The organism is Methylobacterium sp. HMF5984, from assembly GCF_045033435.1.
In the GTDB taxonomy this organism is placed as follows: Bacteria; Pseudomonadota; Alphaproteobacteria; order Rhizobiales; family Beijerinckiaceae; genus Methylobacterium.
Map to the genome: position 1 here is coordinate 3,667,916 of NZ_JBJFLN010000001.1, position 21,636 is coordinate 3,689,551.

Below are 21,636 nucleotides of genomic sequence, written 5' to 3' on the forward strand. Positions count from 1 at the left end.
GTCAGCTCTTCGCAGGCGCGGTCTTGCCGCCGCGCTTGAACGTGTTCCGCAGGTTGTCCCACAGCTCCACCTTCACACCGTTGCGGCGCATGATGACGTATTGCTGCGTCACCGAGAGGGTGTTGTTCCAGGCCCAGTAGATCACCAGGCCGGCCGGGAACGAGCCGAGCATGAAGGTGAAGACGATCGGCATGAAGGTGAAGATCTGCGCCTGCACCGGGTCCGGCGGGGCGGGGTTCATCTTCATCTGCACGAACATCGTCACGCCCATGATGATCGGCCAGATGCCGAGATGGACGAAGTCCGGCGCCGCGAACGGCAGCAGGCCGAACAGGTTGACGATGCTGGTCGGATCGGGCGCGGCGAGGTCCTGGATCCAGCCGAAGAACGGCGCGTGACGCATCTCGATGGTGATGAACAGGACTTTGTACAGCGCGAAGAAGACCGGGATCTGCACCAGCACCGGCCAGCAGCCGGCGACGGGGTTGATCTTCTCCTTCTTGTACAGCTCCATCATCGCCTGTTGCTGCTTCATCTTATCGTCTTTGTACCGCTCCCGGATGGAGGTCATCTCGGGCTGCACGGCCTTCATCTTGGCCATGGAGACGTAGGAGCGGTTGGCGATCGGCAGGAACAGCAGCTTGAGGCAGAAGGTCACGATCAGGATCGCGACGCCGAAATTGCCGAAGAGGTGGAAGAAGAAGTCCAGCGCCCGGAACATCGGCTTGGTGATGAAGTGGAACCAGCCCCAGTCGATCATCAGGTCGAACTGCTTGATGCCGAGGTTCTTCTCGTAGCCGTTGATCGTGTTGACCTCCTTGGCGCCGGCGAACAGGCGCTGGGTGGTCGAGGCGGTGGCGCCCGGCTCGATGCTGCGGCCGTCGCCGCGCACGCTCGCCTGGTAGATCTTGGTCGCGCCGTCGGTGCGCTCGGTGAACGCGCCGGTATAGGACATCGTCTGGTCGGGGATCGCGGCCGCGGCCCAGTACTTGTCGGTGATGCCGACGAAGCCGCCGGTGACGTTCGCCCAGGCCTTGCCCTTGGTGGCGGCCCCGCCGTAGGCCGGCTCCTTGGCGAGGTGGTCGTAGGTGTATTCCTGCAGGCCGTCGCCGCCGAGCACGCCGATCATGCCCTCGTGCAGCACGTAGTAGCCCTGGGTGTGCGGCTTACCCCAGCGCGAGACGAGGCTGTAGGGATAGAGCGTGACGGCGTTCGCGCCCTTGTTCTCGACCTCGTCGCGGACCGTGAACATGTACTTGTCGTCGACGGCGAGGATGCGCTTGAACACCAGCCCCGCGCCGTTGTCCCACGACAGCGTCACCGGCATGTTCACGCCCAGCGTCCGGCCGTCGGCGGTCCAGACGGTGTCGTTGGTCGGAAGCGGGCCCGCGGCGGCGCCGACCCAGCCGAACTCGGCGTAGTACGGCGCTTCCGTCCCGGCCGGCGACAGCAGCACGATCTCCGGGCTCTTGTCGTCCACGGTCTCGTGGTAGTTCTTCAGCGCGATGTCGTCGATGCGACCGCCCTTGAGCGCGATCGACCCGGCCAGCGCCGGGGTCTCGATCTTGATGCGTGGCGAGCGGGCGAGTGCCTCGGTGCGGCCGATCGGGCCGGTGGCGGCGTTGGGCAGCGTGCCGGCGACGGGGGCGGCCGGGCCGCCCTCCTTCGGGCTCGGCGAGGGCACGCCGTCCGGCGTCACGCCGGGGCTCTGCTGCGCGGCCTGGTTCTGGATGTTGGCCTGGCGCTGCTGCTCGACCCGCGGCGCGGCGACGAAGTAGTTCCACCCGAGCAGCACGACCAGCGACAGGGCGATGGCCACGAACATATTCGTCTTGTCATTGCCCATCGGGGCCACCGTCGCACGCGTTCGAGGTTGCTGAGGGCGCACGGGCTGGTGCCGCTGCGCGATCGGATCTTTGGGGCGTCGCTTCCCGGGATGACGCAGGCCCCTTGCCGCGGCCCTTCGCGGATCCCGGCTTGCCGGAGCGCGACGGACGGGCGCGCTCGCTCGGCCCGCGGGGCTTGGCCACCGCGGGGATCGCCCGGCGCAGGTCGTCCTTGAGGGTGTCGAACGCGGCGTCGATCGCCGGGCGACGGGCGATCAGCACGATGTCGGCCGCGACCGCGCCGAACTCGGGCCCGAGTTCGGCGACCGCGGCGCGAAGGCGCCGACGGATGCGGTTGCGCTCGGTGGCATGGCCGACCCGCTTGGTGATCGTGAAGCCGAGATGGAGCCCGGCGATCGATTCGCCGTCCCGGGTCTCGCACGCCTCGCGCACGCGGCCCTGCGCCGTCAGGCGCTCGGTGTGGAAGCGGCGCCCGTCGGCCGCCGCCAGGAAGTCCGGCCGCCGCCTCAGCCGCGCGATCGCCGCGCGATCCGTCGTCGGCAGATCCGTCGTCGGCAAGTCGGTCGCAGGCAAGTCGGTCATAGGCATGGGAAGCTCGGCCTCGCTCACGCCTCGGGCACCCTCCGCGCCGCGATGGGCGGCGCGACGGTCACGCTCAGGCCGAGAGCTTCTTGCGGCCGTGCGCGCGACGACGGGCGATGACCTTGCGGCCGCCGGCGGTCGCCATGCGGGCGCGGAAACCGTGACGGCGCTTCCGGACGAGGCGGCTCGGCTGGTAGGTTCTTTTCATGGCTCTTCAAGCCTCCAAAGGTCGAGGCGCGCTCGCGGGCGGCTGACGCCGCACCCGACCTTCACGCGTCTTTGAATTGTGAATGCACGTGCGGACGGCGCCCGAACGGAGCGCCATCGCAACTGCGCGGCTTATGGCGGATGGGATTTACCGAGTCAACGTTTTGGCGGGCATCCGATGCCGCCGCGCGCGTCAGTGGCCCTCGAATTCCGTCAGGGTCCGCACGGGCACGTCGAGGTCACGCAGCTTCTGCGCACCGCCGATCTCCGGCAGGTCGATCACGAAGCAGGCGGCCACCACCTCGGCCCCGATCTGGCGGAGCAGGTTCACCGCCGCCGTCGCGGTCCCGCCGGTGGCGATCAGGTCGTCCACGAGCAGCACCCGGTCGCCCGGCTTGATCGCGTCGACGTGGATCTCCAGCTCGTCGGTGCCGTATTCGAGGGTGTAGGCGATCGACACCGTCTTGTGGGGCAGCTTGCCCTTCTTGCGCACCGGCACGAAGCCCGCCGAGAGCTGGTGCGCGACCGCCCCGCCGAGGATGAAGCCGCGCGCCTCGATGCCGGCGACCTGATCGATCCGCCCGCCCGCGAACGGATGCACCAGCGCGTCCACCGCCCGGCGGAAGGCGCGCGGGTCGCTGAGCAGCGTGGTGATGTCCCGGAACACGATGCCGGGCTTCGGATAGTCGGGGATCGAGCGGATCGATTCCTTCAGGGCGATGTGGCGGCGTTCCATGCCGGGCGGGCCTTCCTCGTGGTGATCGGCGGCTTAGAGCAGATGGCGCGCACCCTGGCCAGTTCGGCGCTCAGCCGTTGACCTTGCGCAGGATCGCGACGAGCTCCCGGTGCAGGCCCTCGTTGCCGCAGGCCACCGACTTCGCGGCGAGGGGCTCCGAGGCGCCGTCGGCCGAGGTGACGAAGCCGCCGGCCTCGCGCACCAGGATGATGCCGGCGGCGATGTCCCAGGTCTGCAGGTCGCGCTCCCAGTACAGGTCGAGGCGGCCGCAGGCGACGTAGGCAAGGTCGAGGGCCGCCGAGCCCATCCGGCGGGTGCCGCCGGAGACCGCCATCACCGCGGCGACCTCGCGCAGCAGGCGAGGATGGTTGCCGCGGCCGAGATAGGGCGTGCCGTAGGCGCTCAGCGCGTCGGCCATGTCGACCCGGCCCGAGACGCGCAGGCGCCGGTTGTTGAGGTAGGCGCCCTTGCCGCGCTCGGCCACGAACAGCTCGTCCTTGACCGGATCGTAGATCACGCCGGCGACCACCTGGCCCTCGCGCTCGAGCCCGACCGAGATCGCGAAGTGCGGGATGCCGTGCAGGAAGTTCGAGGTGCCGTCGAGCGGATCGACGTGCCAGACATGGCTCTTGTCGGTGCCCTCGACGATGCCGGATTCCTCGAGAACCATGCCGTAGCCCGGCCGCGCCTTCGTCAGCGCGTCGCGCAGCACCTCCTCGGCCTTGCGGTCGGCCGCCGAGACGAAGTCGCCGGGGCCTTTTCGCGAGACCTGAAGGTTCTCGATCTCGCCGTAGTCGCGCCGCAGCCCCCGCGAGGCCTTGCGCACGGCATCGACCATCACGGTCATCAGGGGAGAGGAGATCATCGGGGAGCCTCGAGCGTTCGCGCGTCGTTTGACGCCGCGTTAAACGCTCTCGGGCGCAGAATCGAGGGCCGGGCGGGGTATGCCTGTCATCCGCGCACGGGCCGGTCCGGCGCCGCATTCAATTCGGGTTGGCAATCGAGGAGCGGTGATCGAGGCGATGCGATGTCGTCACTGACCCCCATCGTGCTGCTTCACGGGCTTGGGCGGACGCCGAGGAGCATGGCCCGGCTGGCGCGGCGCCTCGAAGCGCTGGGCCATCAAACGCTCATCCCGGGCTATCCCTCGCAGAGCCGCGGGGTTCATGCGTGTGCGACGGGCCTCGAGCCTGTGGTCGAGGCTTTCCGGCAGCGTACCGGTCGAGCCATCGCGTTCGTCACCCACTCGATGGGCGGACTCGTGGCGCGCTGCCTCGCGACGGATCCGAATGACTCTCGGGCTATCGTGATGTTGGCGCCGCCGAACAGAGGCAGCGAAGTGGCCGATCACCTGTTCCAGTATCGTCTCGCGCGGGCGATGCTTGGTCCGGCACTCGCCGACCTGAGATCAGGCGTGCCCGACAAGCTGCCGATCCCACCCTGTTCGATCGGGATCATCGCCGGCACGCGGGCTTGGTTGCCGTTCACGGGACGTGTCATTGCTGGCCCGCACGACGGCTTGGTCGGTCTCGCCCGCACGCGCATCGCCGGACCGCACGACTGGATTGTCGTGGATGCCGCGCATACGCTGCTGATGAACCATCCCGACGTGTTCGAGGCGACGGGCGCCTTCCTGAGGGACGGCCGCTTCCCGGACCATCTGTATGATCTGCCGGACGACGTCATTGGCCCGGCACGGTAGGCGCCATCGCCGCTTCGCCGTCCAGCTTGTCCCGGTACGCGACGGTTCCCGTCCAAGCGAAGATCCGAGGTGATCGCGTTGGCCGAGGCCTTCTCGCCCTTCCGGTGCTCGCAGTGGAGAAGCGTCACGGTGCCGTGTTCGGCGTCGGCCCCGACCGACGGTCTGGCTGCCGGGCGGCATCAGCACCGACCATTATCGTCATGACGAGGGCGCAATCGCCGTGCGCCGCTCGAATTAAGCCTTATGCTCGCAACGCCATCGCTGGCGCCGCCGGAGGGGATGGATCCCAACCAGGCGATGATGCCGGAGCATAGTGACTGAAGCTCATGGCCACCGTAGCGCGACCGCCAGCCAGCGAGTGCAGCCGTCGATCATATCCGATCATGCCAGAGAGCGGCACCATGGCGTTGACGACGTTCGCGTTGCCGCGCATGTCCTGGACCTGGATCTGGCCGCGGCGGGAGTTGAGATCGCCGATCACCGAGCCGGTATACTCCTCCGGCGAGACGACCTCGACCTTCATCACCGGCTCGAGCAGCACGGAGCCGCCCTTCTGCAGGGCCTCGCGCAGCGCCGCCCGGGACGCGATCTCGAAGGCCAGCGCCGAGGAGTCGACGTCGTGATAGGCGCCGTCGATCAGCTCGACCTTGATGTCGACCACCGGGAAGCCGGCGAGGATGCCGGCGCCGAGGACCGAGTGCGACCATCGCTGCGTCGCTTGGTAAGGAATACTGATGAACCATCCCGACGTGGCGGAAGCGGCCCTCGCCTTCCTGCGCGACGGCCGCTTCCCGGATCGGTTGCGCGACATGCTGGGCGGAGCCGTCCGCCCGGCGCGATAGGGCCTCAGTCCGCCATCGCCGCCTTGAGGTTCTCGTCGACCTTGTCGAGGAAGCCGGTGGTGGAGAGCCACTTCTGCTCGGGCCCGACCAGGAGGGCGAGATCCTTGGTCATGTAGCCCGCTTCGACGGTGTCGACGCAGACGGTCTCGATCGTCGTCGCGAACTTGGCGAGCTCGGCGTTGCCGTCGAGCTTGGCCCGGTGGGCGAGGCCGCGGGTCCAGGCGAAGATCGAGGCGATCGAGTTGGTCGAGGTCTCCTTGCCCTTCTGGTGCTCGCGGTAGTGGCGCGTCACCGTGCCGTGCGCGGCCTCGGCCTCGACGGTCTGGCCGTCCGGCGTCATCAGCACCGAGGTCATCAGGCCGAGCGAGCCGAAGCCCTGCGCCGCCGTGTCGGACTGCACGTCGCCGTCGTAGTTCTTGCAGGCCCAGACGTAGCCGCCGGACCACTTCAGGCACGAGGCGACCATGTCGTCGATCAGCCGGTGCTCGTAGGTGATGCCGAGCGCCTGGAACTTGCCCTTGAACTCGGCGTCGAACACCTCCTGGAACAGGTCCTTGAAGCGGCCGTCATAGGCCTTGAGGATGGTGTTCTTGGTCGACAGGTAGACCGGGTACTTGCGGGCGAGGCCGTAGTTCAGCGAGGCGCGGGCGAAGTCGCGGATCGAGTCGTCGAGGTTGTACATCGACATCGCGACGCCGGCGGCCGGGAACTTGAACACCTCCTTCTCGATCACGGTGCCGTCGTCGCCCTCGAACTTGATCGTCAGGCGGCCCTTGCCCGGCACCTTGAAGTCGGTGGCGCGGTACTGGTCGCCGTAGGCGTGGCGGCCGATGACGAAGGGCTGGGTCCAGCCCGGCACGAGGCGGGGCACGTTCTTGCAGATGATCGGCTCGCGGAAGATGACGCCGCCGAGGATGTTGCGGATCGTGCCGTTGGGCGAGCGCCACATCTCCTTGAGCTTGAACTCCTCGACGCGCTGCTCGTCGGGGGTGATGGTGGCGCACTTCACGCCGACGCCGTGGCGCTTGATCGCCTCGGCCGCGTCGACCGTCACCTTGTCGTTCGTGGCATCGCGATGCTCGACGCCGAGGTCGTAATAGTCGAGGTCCAGGTCGAGATAGGGGTGGATCAGCTTGTTCTTGATCTCGGACCAGATGATCCGGGTCATCTCGTCGCCGTCGAGCTCGACGACGGGCTTCGCCACCTTGATCTTGTCCATGAGCCGCTGCCTTCCGTGGTAATCCGGGCGGGCCCCATGCAAATGCCGTGCGGCCGCGGGGCGGGTCATAGCGCGGGCGTTTCCCGGGCGAAAGCCGGGGGCGCGGACAGGCCGCCGGGGCTGTCATGCAAGCTCGGCCGTGCGGCGCTTAGGGGTGGACATCCGGCCGTCCGGCTGGGATCAGCGCGCATCCATCACGCGTGAGGAGCAACCATGAGCGAGCGCATCATCCTGCGGGCCGGCGAGGCGCTGGTCGCCGGCGGGCCGCCGAACACCGCATCCGAGCCGGAGGTGATCATCGGCGAGCTCGACGGGCCGGTCGGCACCGCGCTGGCCACGCTGACCGGCGACCAGGTCGTCGGCCATTCCCGCGTCTTCGCGCTGCTGAACACCGACATCATGGTACGGCCGGTGACGCTGTGCGTCTCCAAGGTCAGCGTCACGGAATCGAAGTACACCTCGATCCTGATGGGCACGGTGCAGTTCGCCATCGCCAACGGCGTGCTCGATGCGGTCCGCGCCGGCTACATCCCCAAGGAGAAGGCCAACGACCTCGGCATCATCTGCTCGGTCTGGCTCAGCCCCGGCGTGATCCAGGCCGAGACCGTCGACCACAAGGCGCTGTTCGACATCCAGCGCCGCGGCATGACGGAGGCGATCCGCAAGGCGATGACCAACGAGCCCTCGATCGACTGGCTGCTGGAGAACCAGGACAAGATCGTGCACAAGTATTATCAGATGGGCCTCGACGGGAAGATCTGATCCTTGCCGCCGAGACCCTCCGGTCCGGCCGGCGGCCCTTCCGCACGGCGGACGTCCATGCGAGAGCGCCGCGCATGAGCGCCCCCGTCGTCATCCTCGTCGAACCGCAGCTGGCCGAGAACATCGGCATGACCGCCCGCGCCATGGCGAATTTTGGGCTGTCGGAGCTGCGGCTCGTCGCGCCGCGCAACGGCTGGCCGAAGAAGGGCGCGCGCGAGGCCGCCTCCGGCGCGACGCACGTGCTCGACGCCGCCAAGGTCTTCGCGACGCTTCCAGACGCCGTCGCCGACCTCACCATGCTGCTCGCGACCACCGCGCGGGAGCGCGGGCAGATGAAGCGCGTGCTGCTGCCCGACGCCGCGATGACGGAGGCGGCCGAGCGCGGCGCGAACGCCGAGAAGGTCGGGGTGATGTTCGGCCGCGAGCGCGTCGGGCTCCTGAACGACGAGGTCTCGCTGGCCGATGCCATCGTCACCTTTCCCGTCGCCGAGGCATTCCCGTCGCTCAACCTCGCCCAGGCCGTGCTGCTGGTCGGCTACGAGTGGCGGCGCGCGGCGGGCCTCGCCCGACCGCGCTTCACAGGCGAGATCCGGGCGCCGCAGGCGACCCGCGAGGCGCTGCTCTCCTTGTTCGATATCCTCGAGGCGACGCTTGCGCGCGCCGGATTCTACCCGCCGCAGAAGCGCGAGATCATCGCCCGCAACATGCGCGACCGCCTCCACCGCATGAGCCTGACCGACCAGGACGTGCGCACCTTCCGCGGTGCGCTCAAGGCGCTCGAACGCGGGGCGCGGCGCCGACCGGACGACGCGTCCTAGAGGATTTTTGGTGATCCCCGGATCACGAAAAACGCTCTATCTTGTCGAGAGATCGCATTGTCTTCACGCGAGCCGGGATCCACCTCGCTTGAAGATGCTCTAGCTGCGATCGGCCGGCTTGCGGGCCGAGGCGGCCGCGGCGCGGCTCGACTGGGCGGCGAGGCTGCGCAGCGAGGCGAGGTTGGCGGCGACCTCCGCGGGCGGCAGGTCGCGGCGCAGGATCGCCTCGGCCTCGTCGAACCGGCCCTTCAGGCCGAGCACCAGGGCGAGGTTGCCGCGCACCCGCGCGTCTGCGCCGGGCCGCGAGACCGCGACGCGCATCGTCTCCTCGGCGCGGTCGAGCTGGCGCGCCAGCGCGTAGGACAAACCGAGATTGGACAGGACGGAGGGCTCGTCGGGGCGGATCTTGAGGGCCGCTTCGTAGAAGCTCTGCGCGCGGGCGTGGTCGCCGAGCTGGTCGGAGACGGAGCCCTGCGCCGACAGGATGCGCCAGTCGGGCTGCGCCGGGGAATGGGCGTTCTGCAGCACGTCCTGCGCCTCCTGCAGCCGCCCGACCTCGACCAGGGACTTGCCGTAGGCGCCGAGCACCGCCGTGTTGCGCGGGTTCCGCAGGGCGGCCTGCTGCAGCACCGCGCTCGCCTGGGCGCGCTGGTCGGTGGCCCGCAGCGCCTGCGCGTAGCGCATCGCGATGCCGAGATCGTTCGGGTTGGCGGCGTAGGATTCGGCGAGCGATTCGACCTGCCCGGCCGCGATGCGCGGGGCGTCGATCGAGCCGGTGGTCTCGGGCGAGCGCGACTGGCACCCAGCGGCCACGAGGGTGACCAGGCAGGCGGCGACCAGGCGGGGGGCCGAACCCCGGGCGAACGGGGCCGTATTCGGCCGGAGGGCCGCGATCATGGAATGCTCCGTCGAGGTCCGGCAGGAGGTTCTTCCCGTGCCGGACGGGACGGTGATAGAGCGTTAACCCTAACCCGGGGTTAAGCGCCCGGCCCGGCCAGGACCGCATGACAGACACCGCACCGTCCCTTCCGCCCCTGTTGCCGGCCGGAACCTCCGGCATCCCGATCTCCCTGGTCGCGAAGGACGGGTGGCCGAGGATCGAAGCCGGCCTCGACGCCGCGCAGCGGACCTATGCGGGGGCGATCGGCTTCGCGGCCAAGCCCGGGCAGGTGGCGTTGCTGCCCGCCGCCGACGGGACGCTCGCCCGCGTGCTGTTCGGCCTCGGCGAGACCGACGCGGCCGGCCACGATCGGCTTCTCGCCGGCAAGCTCCCCGGCCTGCTGCCGCCCGGCACCTACGCCTTCGCGGATGCCGAGGCGCCGGCCGAGGCGGCGCTCGCCTGGCTGCTCGGATCCTATCGCTTCTCGCGCTACCGCCCCGCCGGGCCGGAGCGCCCCCGCCTCGTCGCGCCGGAGGGAATCGACGCCGCCGACACCGATCGCATCGCCGCCGCGGTCGCGCTCGGGCGCGACCTTGTCAACACGCCGGCCAACGACCTCGGCCCGGCCGAGATCGAGGCGGCGGCGCGTGCGCTGGCCGAGCGGCACGGGGCGACGATCACGGTCATCGCCGGCGCCGAGATCGAGCGCGATTTCCCGCTGGTCCACGCGGTCGGCGCCGCCTCGACCCGCCCGCCCCGGCTGATCGACCTCACCTGGGGGCCGGCCGACGCGCCGCGGGTGACGCTGGTCGGCAAGGGCGTCGCCTTCGACACCGGCGGCCTCGACATCAAGCCGTCGGCCGGCATGCTGCTGATGAAGAAGGATATGGGCGGCGCAGCCGCAGCCCTCGCCGCCGCCGACATGGCGATGGGCGCCGGCCTGCGCCTGCGGCTGCGCCTGCTCATCCCGGCTGTGGAGAACGCGATCTCCGGCGAGGCCTTCCGCCCCGGCGACGTGATCCGCAGCCGCGCCGGGCTCACCGTCGAGATCGGCAACACCGATGCCGAGGGCCGGCTGATCCTCGCCGACGCGCTGGCGCTCGCTGATGCCGACGCGCCCGAGCTGCTGATTGACTTCGCGACGCTCACCGGCGCCGCCCGCGTGGCGCTCGGCCCCGACCTGCCGGCGTTCTTCACCGAGGACGACGCGTTCGCCGCCGCGTTCGAGGCGGCGGGCCGCGCCGCGGCCGATCCGGTCTGGCGCCTGCCGCTGCACGCGCCCTATGCGAGCCTGCTCGCCTCGAAGGTGGCCGACCTCAACAACGTCTCCGGCGGCCCCTTCGCCGGGGCGATCACCGCCGCGCTGTTCCTGCGCCGCTTCGCCCCGAGCACCAAGAGCCACGTCCACCTCGACCTCTACGGCTGGAACCCCTCGGCCAAGCCCGGCCGGCCGGAGGGCGGCGAGGTGCAGACCGCGCGCCTGGTCTACGCGCTGCTCAAGGAGCGCTACCCGGCGGCGTGACACGCGGGATCTCCGTGGGGGAAGTTGGCCCACATCGTCGTCGGCTCGCCTGCCGGGCTCGTCGCGGGCCGGAGCCGGGCCGCTAGGCCGCGGCGGCCAGCGCCTCCGGGCCGGCGGCCTCGATGCGGTTCCGACCGAGGACTTTTGCCCGGTACAGCGCGCCGTCGGCGCTCGCGAGCCTCTCGGCGAGATCGCGGCCCTCCGGGGCCGCGAGCCCGCCGCTGACGGTGGCGTGGATCGCGAGGCCGTCCGCCCCCGTCGCCGCCGCAGCGAACCGGCGCGCGATCGCCGCGCCGCGGCCGAGCGCCGGCTGCCGGTCGCAGCCGGGCAGGAGCGCGGCGAACGCCTCGCCGCCGAGACGGACGAGGAGCGCATCGGACCCCGTCCCCTCGCGTACGGTCTCGGCGAACAGCGTCAAGTCTCGTCGCCGACCGGATGGCCGTAGCGGTCGACGGTCCGCTCGCGAAGCTGGACGACGCCCGCGATGCAGGCTTGCCGCATGCCCGACATCCTCACGCCGCGTGGTCACGAGGCTGCACGCGCTTGCGCGCCGAGATATACAACAGCGCGCGTGTCGGCGACGGTCGCCGCGACCGCGATGATCGAGCAATGGCGGCGCTCTCATCTTCCCGCGTCGACAGCCGCGACCCGGAGACGCTTGCGCGTCCACGTCTCATCCCGCCAGCGGCAGCCCCGTCTCGATCAGCCGTGCCCAAAGCGAGGCGCCGAGCGGGGCGGCGGCGTCGCAGAAATCGTAGTGCGGGTGGTGGAGCGCGGCGCTGTCGCCGTTGCCGAGGAACAGGTAGGCGCCGGGGCGCCGGCCGAGCATGTAGGAGAAGTCCTCGGCCGCCATCATCGGCGCGACGGCGCGGTCGACCCGCGCTTCGCCGACGAGGCCGGCGGCGACGTCGGCCATGAAGGCCGCTTCCGCCGGGTGGTTCTCGGTCACGGGGTAGCTCGATCCGAAGTCGACGCTGCCGACCGCGCCGAACCCGGCCGAGACCTGCTCGACGATCGCCACGATCCGCGCCTTCGTCGCCGTGCGCACCGCGGTCGAGAGCGCGCGCATGGTGCCGCGCATCGTCACCGTCTGCGGCAGCACGTTGAAGGCTTCGCCGGCTTCGAGCGCGCAGACCGAGACCACGGCCGATTGCAGCGGGTCGATGGTGCGCGACACGATCGATTGCAGGGCGATCACCACGTGGCTCGCCACCACGACGCTGTCGATCGCGTTGTGCGGCAGGGCGGCGTGGCCGCCGCGTCCCTCGATCGTCAGGGTGAAGCGGTCGGTCGAGGCCATGATCGGGCCGGGACGGATCGCGAAGGATCCGAGCGCGAGGCCGGGGATGTTGTGCATCCCGTAGACCGCATCGATGCCGAAGCGCTCCATCAGCCCGTCCTCGACCATCGCCTCGCCGCCGCCGCCGCCCTCCTCCGCCGGCTGGAAGATCAGCACCGCCGTCCCGTCGAAGTTGCGGGTGGCCGTGAGGTACTTCGCGGCGCCGAGCAGCATCGCGGTGTGCCCGTCGTGCCCGCAGGCGTGCATCTTGCCCGGCACGGTCGAGCGGTAGGCGAGGTCGCGCACCTCCTGGATCGGCAGGGCGTCCATGTCGGCGCGCAGACCCAGGGTGCGGGCGGCGGCTTGGCCCGCGCCGTGTCCGGCCCCGTTTCCCCTGCCCCGGATCACGCCGACGACGCCGGTCCGGCCGATGCCGGTCTCGACCGCGTCGCAGCCGAAGGCCGCGAGCTTGTCGGCGACGAAGCCGGCGGTGCGCGTGACGTCGTAGAGCAGCTCGGGATGGGCGTGCAGGTCGTGCCGCCAGGCGGCCATCTCGTCAGCGAAGCGCCGGATCTCCGGCAGGCCGCCCGTGGATCGGTCCTCGGCGGCCGCGCCGCGGACATGGGCATCACGGGCGATCGGAGGTTCGGCGGACGGGTGTGGCAACGGCATGGATCGGAAGGCCTTCGGCTCCGGTCGTCGCGGCCGGCAGGTCCCACCAGCAAACAGGGGGCCAACGCTCCGGTCAACGCGGGAGCGACGGCGTATCGCCTCAGCGGCGGCGCCCCGATCCGCCGTCGTTGTGGGCGAGCGTCTGCGCCGCGAGAGCCGCGTCCAGTTTCCGCATCGCCTCGAAGCGCGCGATGTCGGCCTCGACGTCGCGGATCGTCTCCTCGACGAGGTGATGCTGGATCGCGAGGCGGGGATCGTCGGGCGCCATGCCCTCGCGCTCGCGCAGGCGCAGCACCGCCTGCCGCACCACCCCGTAGACCGCCTCGCGCTCGGCCCGGTTCATGGTCGGCTTGATCGCCTGGGCGACGAGGTCGGAGAAGTCCGGCATGGGCGTGCGATCGGGTCCGCTCGAGGGGGGGCGGCCGGACCCGGATGCGGGCCGGCCCTATCGGGCGCTGCGCCCGCTCAGATCCGCTGGTCCCTGATCCCGCCAACGATCAGCGACACCGAGCTCCACAGCACCACGAAGCAGAAGAACAGCACCGCGAGCTGGCGCCAGCGCTTGGGATAGAGCGAATCCGTCGGGATCATCGGCGGCACGAAGGCCGTGAGGAAGATGTGCTGCTTGCCGGCGGAGACGCGCGCCCGGTCGAGCAGCGTGTTCGCCATCTCGTTGAGCTTCTCGGCGATGGTGCGCTCGACCATCAGGCCCTCGTATTCGAGCAGCGCGTTGGTCATGGTCGCGCCGCCGGCGGCGCCCCCGTCGGTGGTCAGCTGGTCCTGCAGCGTCTTCATCTGGCCGTCGATCGCCGCCACCGTCGCGGCGAGGACCTGGATCGAGCGGGACTTCTCGTCGAGGTTCGAGCCGCGCAGCACCTGGAGGTCGTTCTCCGCCTTCAGCTTCTCCTTGCGCAGGGTCATCATCGTCAGCAGGGTGCCCTCCGCCGACTTGATCGGATCGATGATGCCCCAGTGGTTGCGGTAGCGCTGGATGTCCAGCGTCGCCTTGCGCAGCCGCTCCTGCGCCGCCGCCGAATCGATCTCGGCCTGCTTGACCATGTCGGCCTGCGCGCGTCGCGAGATCTCGTTGATCAGCACCTCGGAGCGGCCGACGACGTCCTTGGCGATCGCCAGGGCGTCCTCCGGCGTGAAGGCGCGGACCGACAGCTGGATCACGCCCGAGATCGCGTCGATCCGCGCCTGGACGTGCTCCTGCCAGTACTTCGTCAGCTCCTCGATCGGCTGCGGCGTGCGATAGCGCGCCCAGAAGTCGGCTTCCTTGCGAGAGAACATCTGCGACACGCCGAGGCTCTTCTCGACGGCGTCGACCATCGCCTGGCTGTTGATGAAGTCCCGGACGATGTAGCTGTCCTGGCTGTTGTGCTTCTGAATCAGGCTGGTGTACTCGCCGAGCGACACGTTCTCCATCGGCTCGACGTTGCCGCGCACGGCGAACTGCGCCTCGGCGATGTACTGGTCCGACGCGATCGCGAACAGGTAGAACCCGACGACCGCGGTCGGCAGCAGGACGAACAGGCTGAAGCGCTGGACCAGCCGGGCGACGTAGCTCTTCGGCTCCGCGTCGACCGGGCTGAGGCCCGGCAGGCGGGTCCAGGCGAGGCTCTCGCGGGTGCGCTGGACCAGCGAGCGCCGGGCCGGATCGCGGATCGTCTCGATCGTCTCGGCACCGCGCCGAAGCTCGGTCACAGACCGCTGCGCGACCTGCAGAAGGCCGCGGAGCCGATCGCCTTGCCTGACCTCGTCGACGCTCATCCGTTCCGGTTTCCTGCGCTCTGCTCGTTCGACCGCGCCGTGACGGAGACGGCCGCGCCGTGCGACCTCGCCGGCTCGCTTTCGAGACGAGGCCCGCTCGCGATCGGAGCGGTGCCGCAATCCCGTTCTTTTCGGCCCTTTTTAAGGCGTCGGCGGTGCGCAGCCTGCGGCGGCCGGCACGATCCGCCGCGGTTGCGCGCCGCCCGTCCCCGTCCTACCCGATGTGCGATGAAAACGGATCCCGCCGACGTCGCATCTGCCCGACCCGTCCGAACGGCGAAGGCTAAGTTCTCCGAGGTGGTGGCGGTCTGCACGAAGTGCGCCAAGCGCCAGGGCCTGCCCAAGCGGGCGATCCGCGACCGGGTGAAGGCCGGCCTGAAGCAGGCCCGGCCCGGAGCGAAGCTTCGGATCGTCGAGACCGGATGCCTCGGCCCCTGCCCGAAGCGCCTCGTCGCCGTCGCCACCGGGGCCAGCGTCGCGGGCGGGCGGATCCTGCTGATCGACCCGACGGCGCCCGCGGCCGAGATCGCCGCCCAGCTGCTGCCGTGCCGGAGACCGGCCGCGCCGTCGCACGATCCGGAGGCCGGAGACGATCGGGACGCGGCCGCGTGACGGCGCCGGGGGCCTCCCGCGCGGGCCGGCCCGGGGTCGCGCGGGCGATCCTGCGCCGCCTGCCGCTGGCCGGCACCGTGCTCGGCCTCGGCCTAGCCGTCTGGCTCGTCGCCACCAACGACCTCGGAGCCGTCGCCGACGCGTTCGGCCGGATCGGGTTCCTGGGCCTGGCCGCCGTCGTGATGATGCGGGCGGCCATCGTGACGATCTGCGCGGTCGCCTGGCAGCGCATCCTCGACGGCCTGTCGCCGGCCGGCCTTCCCGCCTTCGCCACCCTGCGCTTCGTGCGCGAGGGCATCAACGTGCTTCTGCCGGTCGCCTCCATCGGGGGCGACGTGGTCGGCGGCCGGCTGTTGACCTTCTGGGGCGTCGCCGGGCCGCTCGCAGCCGCCTCGATCCTCGCCGACATGCTGTTCCAGGTCGGGACGCAGGCGCTGTTCGCGTTGCTCGGCGCCGGCCTGCTGATGCAGGTGGAGGGCGAGCCGGCCGCCGAGCTCGCGCGCTGGGTGCTGCGGGCGCTCGCGGTCGCCGGCCTCGTGCTCGCCGCCTTCTTCGCCTTCCAGCGCACGGGTGCGGCGCGCTTCGTCGAGCGCAAGCTCGGCGCGCTCTCACGGCGCTTCGTGCGCGAGGCCGAGCCGGCCCGCAGCGAGGGCGGCAGCGTGCAGGATGCGCTCGATGCGGTCTGGGGCCGCGGACGGCGCCTGCGGCTGCTGCAATCGGTCCTGCTGCACGCCCTCGCCTGGACGCTGGGCGCGGCCGAGATCGCCATCGTGCTCGCCTGCATCGGCGTCGAGGGCGTGACCGTGCCCGAGGTCCTGGTGATCGAGGCCCTGAGCCAGGCGATCAAGTCGGCGGCCTTCCCGATCCCGAGCGGGCTCGGCGTGCAGGAGGGCGGCTTCGTGATCGTCGGCGCGCTGTTCGGCATCGATCCCGGCACCGCCATCGCCCTGTCGCTCGCCAAGCGCGTCCCCGACGTGGTGCTCGGCCTGCCCTCCCTGATCGTGTGGCAGAACCTCGAATCGCGCCGCGGCACCGTGGGCTCGCCGACGCCATGAGCGCGCGCGGCCCGTCCGCAAGGCTCGATCCGTCCTCCAGGCTTGCACGGCCCGAGAACCCGCCCCAGGGTGCCGGCGCCATGAAGCCCGCCGACATCCATCCTCGTTTCCGGATCCCGCGTCGTCTCGGGCTCGCCGTCTTCGCGCTCGCGCTCGGCGCGGGTCCGGCCGCCGCGCAGAGCCTCACCGTGGATCTCGGGGCGGGGGGCGCCAGCGAGCGCGCGCTGCAGCTCGTCGCGCTCATCACCGTGCTGGCTTTGGCGCCCTCGGTCCTGGTGATGGCGACCGCGTTCACGCGGATCGTGGTGGTGCTGTCGATCCTGCGCTCGGCGCTCGGCACCCAGACCGCGCCGCCCACCACGGTGATCGTCAGCCTCGCGCTGTTCCTTACCGCCTTCGTGATGGCGCCGACCGGGCGCGAAGCCTACCGCGCCGGCATCGAGCCGCTGCTCGCCAACCAGATCACGCAGGGGCAGGCCTTCGAGCGGGCGTCGGCGCCGTTCAAGGCGTTCATGCTGAAGAACGTCCGCGAGAAGGACCTGAAGCTGTTCCTCGACATGGCCAAGGTGCCGGTGCCCTCCGGGCCCGAGGCGGTCGGCCTCGAGATCGTCACGCCGGCCTTCATGATCTCGGAGCTGCGCCGCGCCTTCGAGATCGGCTTCCTGCTGTTCATCCCGTTCCTGATCATCGACCTCGTGGTCGCCTCCGTGCTGATGGCGGTGGGCATGATGATGGTGCCGCCGGCGACCGTGGCGCTGCCGTTCAAGCTGATCTTCTTCGTGCTGGTCGACGGCTGGACGCTCGTTGCCGGGTCGCTGGTGCAGAGCTACGGGGGAAGCTGACGCGGGCTTCGTTCGCGGAAAGCTCACATTGACGAGCCGCCCGGCGCGGCCCATCCTGAGCCCATGTCGGTCGACACCATCCACCTCACGCGGCGGACCGATCCCGGCGCTCCGCTGCGGGATCTCGACGACGCGCGCGTGCTTGCCAGTGTCGTGACGATGGACGGCGACATGATCCCGGTCGGCGCCGCGGGAACCGTGGTCGCGGTCTGGGGGGCCGGCGAGGCCTACGAGGTCGAGTTCCCGGAACCACCCGGCGCGCTCGCCACCGTCGAGGCAGCGCAGCTTGTGCGAACGGGGCGCTCGGTTCCTTGATCGACGAAGGCTGGTGGCCGGTCCTCGAGATTCCGGACGGCAAGCTGGTCGACTACCTCCTCAACCCCGAACATCCGACAGGCGGCCCGAAGGCGCGCTTCTTCCTGTCTTTCGGGTTCGTCCCGGCCGCAAGATCTCGGCCGAGCCTTGCTGGCACAAGCCGACGCACTCTACGGCACGGAAGCCCTTCGCTTGGTCCAGGTCGACGGTCGCGTGCGCCTCGTCGTCGAGGGGCCGATCGCTGCCCCGGATGGACGGCGCCCGCGCGTCCGCGTCGTCTGGCAGCAACAAGCGGCGATCGCTTGGCGCCTCATCACCGCGGTGCCGCTGACGCGCTGATGCCTTCGCCCATCGACCCGACGAAGCGAAGGCCGCGATCACGGCAACCGCTCCGATGACGAATGCATGCGGCGGACGCATCGCCATCCGGCGAGGCCGCACCGCCAGGTCCGACGATGCTCAGCCTGGCGGCGTCGCCTGCCCGTCGGCGCGCTTCTCGGGCTCGCCGCGGGCGGGGAGCGAGGCGTCCGGGTAGCGCTTGCGGTACTCGGCGAGGAAGGCCGCCAGGGTCTCGGCGTTCGTCGCCTTCTGGGCGATCTCGCGGAACCCCGGCTTCTTGGTCGCGTCGGCGCTGGTCAGCAGCGCGAAGGTGCGGGCATCGGCGCTGTCGGCCATCGCATCCGAGAACTTGGCCTTCAGCCGCTCGAGCCCGATCGGCTCGACCGCGAGGTCGTAGGCGATGCCGGCGCGGATCACGTCGGCGCGGGCCGCGTCGTCGAGCACCTTGCCGGAGCGCCACGCGTCACCGAGCAGGGCCTCGTGCGCCTCCCCGGCCTCGCGCCAGCGCCGCGCCGACCACAGGATGTCCGCCCGCAGCCGCGCCGCGTCCGGGCCGGCCTCGCCCTCGATCGTCTCGAGCGCGAGATCGGTCCGCGACAGGTCGGACAGCGCACGCGCGCGCAGCAGCGACCGGGCGCGGCGCAGGTCGCGGGGAAGCTCGGGCAGGTAGGTTCCCTCGATCGCCTCCAGCGCCATCAGCGGCTTGCCGTCCATGAGACGGATCGAGGCGAGCTGCGTCGCGACGCTCGATCGGCTCGGTCCGGTGAGGCGGTTGTCGATCTGGTACTGGAGCAGGTTGGCGGCGGGATCGAGCAGGTCGAGGCCGACGAGCCGCTCGGCCAGCCGACGCACCACGGCGTCGCCCCGCCGCCCGATCGGCGCGAAGTCCTTGAAGTCGAAGTACAGCGCCACCGCGTCGATCCCGCTGAGCGAATCGCCCCGCGGCGAGAGGTACAGCTCGTCGAACAGCGCCATCGCCTCGTCGTGCAGCGCCCGGGTCTCGGGTGCATCGGAGCCGATGGCATCGGCGGCCCGCACGGCGGTGAAGGCGTCGCGATAGCGCCCGGCCGCCATGTAGAGCCGGGCGAGCCCGGCGGTGATCGCGTTCTCGATCTCGCCGCCGTGCCAGGTGATCGCCAGCCGCTCGAGCCGGTCCATCGCCTCGTCGGGAGTGATCTTGCCGGTCTCGCGCGCGAGCAGCGTGCCGCGCAGAGCCGCCGCCGCCGCCGCCGGTCGTTCGCCCGATTCGGCGAGGCGATCGTAGGCGTCGAGCGCGGCCTTGGTCCGATCGGTCGCCTCGTCGACGCGGGCCCGGACCAGGGCGACGCGGTCCCGCTCCAACGGTGTCGGCTCGGCGGTCGCGAGCCGCGCGACCCGCTGCAATGCGGTGTCGAGGTCACCGGTCTCGAGCGCGGATTCGGCCGCCAGCGTGCGGATCGTCGCCTGCAGGGCGAGCGGGTAGCGCTCGATCACCGGCAAGGTCCGCTGGAAGCCGGCCTCGGCGTCGTGCCAGCGTCCCGCCTGCCCGTCGGCGACCGCGCGCCACAGCACTGCCTCGGGATCGCGTTGCAGCGCCTCGGTCGCGAGCACCCGACGCGCCTCTGCATTTCGGCCGATCGCGGCGAGCGCCGCGGCGCGCAGGATCGCGGTGTCGCGGCCGCTCGCCACCAGGGGGTCGTCGGCCGAGGCCGCGTCGAGGGTGGTCAGGGCCTCGGGCGCGAGGCCGTTGGCGAGCTGGGTGCGCGCGAGGGTGAGCCGCAGCGGGCCGCGCGTTCCGGCGGACGCCGCGATCGAGGCGCCGAACTGTGCCCGGATCGTCTCGCGCACGTCGCCGAGGCGCGCCTGCTCCCAGGGCTCGCGCTGGATCGCGAGGTTCGAGGCCTCGGCGAGCGGCGCTTCGGGGGGCCGCGCCACGGACGAGACCGCGAGGCCGCCCTCGCGCCCGATGACCACGCCGTCGAGGTCGGGACGCACGGTGAGGTCGTCGGCCTGAGCCAGCACGGCGAGGCCGAAGCGGCTCGGCAGCAGCTCGAAATCGACGAAGCGCTGGCGCTTCGCGATGCCGGCGGGCTTCCAGCCGCGCGCGGTGACGACGGCGATGCGCTCGCCGTCGAGATCGAGCCATGCCGCGCTGGCGGGTTGCGGCAGGCCGACCGCGACGCGCCCGTGGCCGGCGGCGTCGGGCAGGCGCGCCGGCGCGAGGGTGTCGCTCGGGCCGAGGTCGTCCCCCGCGGTCAGCTCCCAGGCGCCGGCGGCGGACCCGGCACGCGCGGGCACGAGATCGAGCAAGGTCCCGGCCGGGACGGCGAAGCGCAACGCCGTCAGCGCACCCGTCCGCACCGGCTCGCCGAGGGCGCGTAGGCCGCCCGACCCGCCGGTCGGGAGGGCGACCGGCTCGCCGGTCTCGAAGACCAGGGTCGCGACCCCGCCGCGCTCGAACAATGCGACCGCCGGGCGCTTGGCGAACGGGAAGACGAGGCCGGACCCGGCCTGCCGCTCGGGCGGCTCGGGCGCCGGTGGCCGGTTCGGCGCCGCGGTGCCCGGTGGTCCGGCGGCCGCCGGAACATCGGCCGTGGCGGAGGCTTTGGCATCCCCGGTCCTGGGCGCGACCCGGCTCGGCGGCTCTCCCTTGCTCGCGGGTTCGGGCTTGGTCGCAGGTTCGGCCTTGGTCGCGGCTTCGGCCTTGGCAGCCTGCTCCGCCCTGGCAGCCGCCTCGGCCTTGGCGGCGGCGTCCTTCTTGGCGACGATGTCGAACACCACGGTGTCGTCGTCGCGGTCGGTCGAGACCGTGAAAGCATCGCCCGCCGCCACCACGAGCCCGGCCGAGGCATCGTCGGCCGACGCGGTCAGGCGGGCCATGTCCTGGCGCAGCCGGCCACGGGTCTCGGACAGGTCGAAGCTGTAGGCCCCCAGGATGCGCAGCCGCGTTGCGCCACCTTCCGGGCCGACGGTCGCCTCGGCGCCCTCGGGCAGCCGCACCGTCAGGCGGGTGAGCGTCGGCAGCTTCGCGACCTCGACGCCGAGCGGCCGGCGCACAGGTGCGGGGTTGCGCGATTTCAGGATCGCTTCCGCGGCACGCGCACGCCGGGCCAGGTCGGCGACGATCTCCGGGGGCAGCGGCGGCGGCAGGCTCGTCCAGCTCTCGGGCAGGAGGTCGACGAAGACCTTCTCGCCGGCGTCCTGCACGTTGACGCGCACGGTCCGCTGCAGGGCGAGCCGCAGGCCGCTGCCGTCGGGATCGCGCCGGACGGCAGTGAGGTAATCGGGCAGCTGCGAGACCAGCCGCTCCGGCCCGGCCTCGGTCCGCTCGGCGTAGCCGAGCACCAGCACGCCGTTCGAGAGCCGCGCCTTGATCGAGACCGCGCTGTCGAAGGTGAAGGCGATTCGCGCATAGCCCTGCGCATCGGTGCCGGCGACGGCGAGGAGCTTCGCCGCCTGGGCCGGCAGCCCGAGGCCGATCAGGACGGCGAGCGCGAGGCCCGCGCTGCGGGGCGTGCGGCGGACCCCTGGTCCCGTCTCAAGCCTCGCGCCCATCGATACGCCGCACCCGGGGCGGCGGGCGCCCCGGACGAGGGACGCAACGCTCCGACGCCGCTGAGGGCCGACACTGCCGGATTGCGGCTAACGTGCGC

Annotated in this window: 21 protein-coding genes and 1 pseudogene; 9 read left to right on the forward strand and 13 right to left on the reverse strand. The window is 71.2% G+C overall.

Annotated elements, in window-relative coordinates; translation table 11 throughout:
* Position 1: 1 nt before the first annotated feature.
* From yidC to ACFZ8E_RS17795, 5 genes are all read right to left on the reverse strand, one after another.
* Positions 2-1,846: a membrane protein insertase YidC gene (gene yidC, locus ACFZ8E_RS17775; protein WP_405043374.1), complete on the reverse strand. Its 1,845-nt coding sequence runs from the start codon at positions 1,844-1,846 to the stop codon at positions 2-4.
* Entirely contained in the window at positions 1,836-2,429 is a 594-nt protein-coding gene (gene rnpA, locus ACFZ8E_RS17780; protein WP_405043376.1) for a ribonuclease P protein component, read from the reverse strand. The genes yidC and rnpA overlap by 11 nt, the downstream gene beginning before the upstream one ends.
* A gap of 73 nt (positions 2,430-2,502) precedes the next feature.
* Entirely contained in the window at positions 2,503-2,637 is a 135-nt protein-coding gene (gene rpmH / locus ACFZ8E_RS17785) for a 50S ribosomal protein L34 (protein WP_082643292.1), read from the reverse strand.
* 192 nt (positions 2,638-2,829) lie between these two features.
* Positions 2,830-3,372 (reverse strand): adenine phosphoribosyltransferase, encoded by a 543-nt coding sequence (locus tag ACFZ8E_RS17790; RefSeq protein WP_147842532.1) that lies wholly within the window; start codon positions 3,370-3,372, stop codon positions 2,830-2,832.
* 70 nt (positions 3,373-3,442) lie between these two features.
* The gene (locus tag ACFZ8E_RS17795) at positions 3,443-4,237 is read right to left on the reverse strand and encodes an inositol monophosphatase family protein (RefSeq protein WP_147725872.1); all 795 of its coding nucleotides are present in this window, start codon (positions 4,235-4,237) and stop codon (positions 3,443-3,445) included.
* 162 nt (positions 4,238-4,399) lie between these two features.
* Here ACFZ8E_RS17795 and ACFZ8E_RS17800 point away from each other — a divergent pair, with 162 nt between their 5' ends.
* Entirely contained in the window at positions 4,400-5,074 is a 675-nt protein-coding gene (locus ACFZ8E_RS17800) for an esterase/lipase family protein (protein ID WP_405043377.1), read from the forward strand.
* Positions 5,075-5,315: 241 nt separating this feature from the next.
* On the opposite strand, the pseudogene ACFZ8E_RS17805 reads toward ACFZ8E_RS17800, so the two are convergent.
* Both ACFZ8E_RS17805 and ACFZ8E_RS17810 read right to left on the reverse strand, forming a co-directional pair.
* Positions 5,316-5,774 (reverse strand): annotated as a pseudogene (locus ACFZ8E_RS17805) (hypothetical protein); the annotation flags it as partial.
* 146 nt (positions 5,775-5,920) lie between these two features.
* The gene (locus ACFZ8E_RS17810) at positions 5,921-7,135 is read right to left on the reverse strand and encodes an NADP-dependent isocitrate dehydrogenase (RefSeq protein WP_405043378.1); all 1,215 of its coding nucleotides are present in this window, start codon (positions 7,133-7,135) and stop codon (positions 5,921-5,923) included.
* Positions 7,136-7,348: 213 nt separating this feature from the next.
* Between ACFZ8E_RS17810 and ACFZ8E_RS17815 the strand changes: the two genes are divergently transcribed.
* Both ACFZ8E_RS17815 and ACFZ8E_RS17820 read left to right on the forward strand, forming a co-directional pair.
* Entirely contained in the window at positions 7,349-7,897 is a 549-nt protein-coding gene (locus tag ACFZ8E_RS17815) for a formaldehyde-activating enzyme (RefSeq protein WP_147725869.1), read from the forward strand.
* Positions 7,898-7,971: 74 nt separating this feature from the next.
* Positions 7,972-8,715, forward strand: a complete 744-nt coding sequence (locus ACFZ8E_RS17820) for an RNA methyltransferase (protein WP_243937242.1) — start codon at positions 7,972-7,974, stop codon at positions 8,713-8,715.
* A 99-nt stretch (positions 8,716-8,814) separates the two neighbouring features.
* Here ACFZ8E_RS17820 and ACFZ8E_RS17825 read toward each other — a convergent pair whose 3' ends face one another.
* Positions 8,815-9,612 (reverse strand): tetratricopeptide repeat protein, encoded by a 798-nt coding sequence (locus ACFZ8E_RS17825; protein ID WP_405043379.1) that lies wholly within the window; start codon positions 9,610-9,612, stop codon positions 8,815-8,817.
* Between the two features lie 107 nt (positions 9,613-9,719).
* Between ACFZ8E_RS17825 and ACFZ8E_RS17830 the strand changes: the two genes are divergently transcribed.
* Positions 9,720-11,117 (forward strand): leucyl aminopeptidase family protein, encoded by a 1,398-nt coding sequence (locus tag ACFZ8E_RS17830; RefSeq protein WP_405043380.1) that lies wholly within the window; start codon positions 9,720-9,722, stop codon positions 11,115-11,117.
* An 82-nt stretch (positions 11,118-11,199) separates the two neighbouring features.
* On the opposite strand, the gene ACFZ8E_RS17835 is transcribed toward ACFZ8E_RS17830, so the two are convergent.
* From ACFZ8E_RS17835 to ACFZ8E_RS17850, 4 genes are all read right to left on the reverse strand, one after another.
* On the reverse strand, positions 11,200-11,535 hold the full coding sequence (locus ACFZ8E_RS17835) for a diguanylate cyclase (protein WP_243945691.1): 336 nt from the start codon (positions 11,533-11,535) through the stop codon (positions 11,200-11,202).
* 255 nt (positions 11,536-11,790) lie between these two features.
* Positions 11,791-12,978 carry a M20 aminoacylase family protein gene (locus ACFZ8E_RS17840; protein ID WP_405044407.1) on the reverse strand — a complete coding sequence of 396 codons (1,188 nt, stop codon included), beginning with the start codon at positions 12,976-12,978 and terminating at the stop codon, positions 11,791-11,793.
* Between the two features lie 190 nt (positions 12,979-13,168).
* Positions 13,169-13,456: a hypothetical protein gene (locus ACFZ8E_RS17845; RefSeq protein ID WP_147728782.1), complete on the reverse strand. Its 288-nt coding sequence runs from the start codon at positions 13,454-13,456 to the stop codon at positions 13,169-13,171.
* A gap of 77 nt (positions 13,457-13,533) precedes the next feature.
* Positions 13,534-14,841: a capsule biosynthesis protein gene (locus tag ACFZ8E_RS17850; protein WP_405043381.1), complete on the reverse strand. Its 1,308-nt coding sequence runs from the start codon at positions 14,839-14,841 to the stop codon at positions 13,534-13,536.
* A 228-nt stretch (positions 14,842-15,069) separates the two neighbouring features.
* On the opposite strand from ACFZ8E_RS17850, the gene ACFZ8E_RS17855 reads away from it, so the two are divergent.
* The 5 genes from ACFZ8E_RS17855 (at position 15,070) to ACFZ8E_RS17875 (ending at position 18,004) form a co-directional block, all read left to right on the forward strand.
* Complete coding sequence (locus ACFZ8E_RS17855) at positions 15,070-15,453, forward strand: hypothetical protein (protein WP_405043382.1); 384 nt, start codon at positions 15,070-15,072, stop codon at positions 15,451-15,453.
* Complete coding sequence (locus ACFZ8E_RS17860) at positions 15,450-16,508, forward strand: lysylphosphatidylglycerol synthase domain-containing protein (RefSeq protein WP_405043383.1); 1,059 nt, start codon at positions 15,450-15,452, stop codon at positions 16,506-16,508. Before ACFZ8E_RS17855 ends, ACFZ8E_RS17860 begins: the two co-directional genes overlap by 4 nt.
* An 80-nt stretch (positions 16,509-16,588) precedes the next feature.
* Entirely contained in the window at positions 16,589-17,350 is a 762-nt protein-coding gene (gene fliP, locus ACFZ8E_RS17865) for a flagellar type III secretion system pore protein FliP (RefSeq protein WP_279596288.1), read from the forward strand.
* 63 nt (positions 17,351-17,413) lie between these two features.
* The gene (locus ACFZ8E_RS17870; protein ID WP_405043384.1) at positions 17,414-17,665 is read left to right on the forward strand and encodes a DUF4926 domain-containing protein; all 252 of its coding nucleotides are present in this window, start codon (positions 17,414-17,416) and stop codon (positions 17,663-17,665) included.
* Positions 17,666-17,812: 147 nt separating this feature from the next.
* Entirely contained in the window at positions 17,813-18,004 is a 192-nt protein-coding gene (locus ACFZ8E_RS17875) for a hypothetical protein (protein ID WP_243987838.1), read from the forward strand.
* 120 nt (positions 18,005-18,124) lie between these two features.
* Here the strand turns inward: ACFZ8E_RS17875 and ACFZ8E_RS17880 are convergent, their stop codons facing one another.
* Positions 18,125-21,538, reverse strand: a complete 3,414-nt coding sequence (locus ACFZ8E_RS17880; RefSeq protein WP_405043385.1) for a hypothetical protein — start codon at positions 21,536-21,538, stop codon at positions 18,125-18,127.
* Positions 21,539-21,636: the final 98 nt, after the last annotated feature.

What these genes read in the sequence shown, in the direction of transcription:
- yidC (WP_405043374.1), bottom strand. Translation starts at nt 1,846, where the DNA reads ATGGGCAATGACAAGACGAATATGTTCGTGGCCATCGCCCTGTCGCTG.
- rnpA (WP_405043376.1), bottom strand. Translation starts at nt 2,429, where the DNA reads ATGACCGACTTGCCTGCGACCGACTTGCCGACGACGGATCTGCCGACG.
- rpmH (WP_082643292.1), bottom strand. Translation starts at nt 2,637, where the DNA reads ATGAAAAGAACCTACCAGCCGAGCCGCCTCGTCCGGAAGCGCCGTCAC.
- ACFZ8E_RS17790 (WP_147842532.1), bottom strand. Translation starts at nt 3,372, where the DNA reads ATGGAACGCCGCCACATCGCCCTGAAGGAATCGATCCGCTCGATCCCC.
- ACFZ8E_RS17795 (WP_147725872.1), bottom strand. Translation starts at nt 4,237, where the DNA reads ATGATCTCCTCTCCCCTGATGACCGTGATGGTCGATGCCGTGCGCAAG.
- ACFZ8E_RS17800 (WP_405043377.1), top strand. Translation starts at nt 4,400, where the DNA reads ATGTCGTCACTGACCCCCATCGTGCTGCTTCACGGGCTTGGGCGGACG.
- ACFZ8E_RS17810 (WP_405043378.1), bottom strand. Translation starts at nt 7,135, where the DNA reads ATGGACAAGATCAAGGTGGCGAAGCCCGTCGTCGAGCTCGACGGCGAC.
- ACFZ8E_RS17815 (WP_147725869.1), top strand. Translation starts at nt 7,349, where the DNA reads ATGAGCGAGCGCATCATCCTGCGGGCCGGCGAGGCGCTGGTCGCCGGC.
- ACFZ8E_RS17820 (WP_243937242.1), top strand. Translation starts at nt 7,972, where the DNA reads ATGAGCGCCCCCGTCGTCATCCTCGTCGAACCGCAGCTGGCCGAGAAC.
- ACFZ8E_RS17825 (WP_405043379.1), bottom strand. Translation starts at nt 9,612, where the DNA reads ATGATCGCGGCCCTCCGGCCGAATACGGCCCCGTTCGCCCGGGGTTCG.
- ACFZ8E_RS17830 (WP_405043380.1), top strand. Translation starts at nt 9,720, where the DNA reads ATGACAGACACCGCACCGTCCCTTCCGCCCCTGTTGCCGGCCGGAACC.
- ACFZ8E_RS17845 (WP_147728782.1), bottom strand. Translation starts at nt 13,456, where the DNA reads ATGCCGGACTTCTCCGACCTCGTCGCCCAGGCGATCAAGCCGACCATG.
- ACFZ8E_RS17850 (WP_405043381.1), bottom strand. Translation starts at nt 14,841, where the DNA reads ATGAGCGTCGACGAGGTCAGGCAAGGCGATCGGCTCCGCGGCCTTCTG.
- ACFZ8E_RS17855 (WP_405043382.1), top strand. Translation starts at nt 15,070, where the DNA reads ATGAAAACGGATCCCGCCGACGTCGCATCTGCCCGACCCGTCCGAACG.
- fliP (WP_279596288.1), top strand. Translation starts at nt 16,589, where the DNA reads ATGAAGCCCGCCGACATCCATCCTCGTTTCCGGATCCCGCGTCGTCTC.
- ACFZ8E_RS17870 (WP_405043384.1), top strand. Translation starts at nt 17,414, where the DNA reads ATGTCGGTCGACACCATCCACCTCACGCGGCGGACCGATCCCGGCGCT.
- ACFZ8E_RS17880 (WP_405043385.1), bottom strand. Translation starts at nt 21,538, where the DNA reads ATGGGCGCGAGGCTTGAGACGGGACCAGGGGTCCGCCGCACGCCCCGC.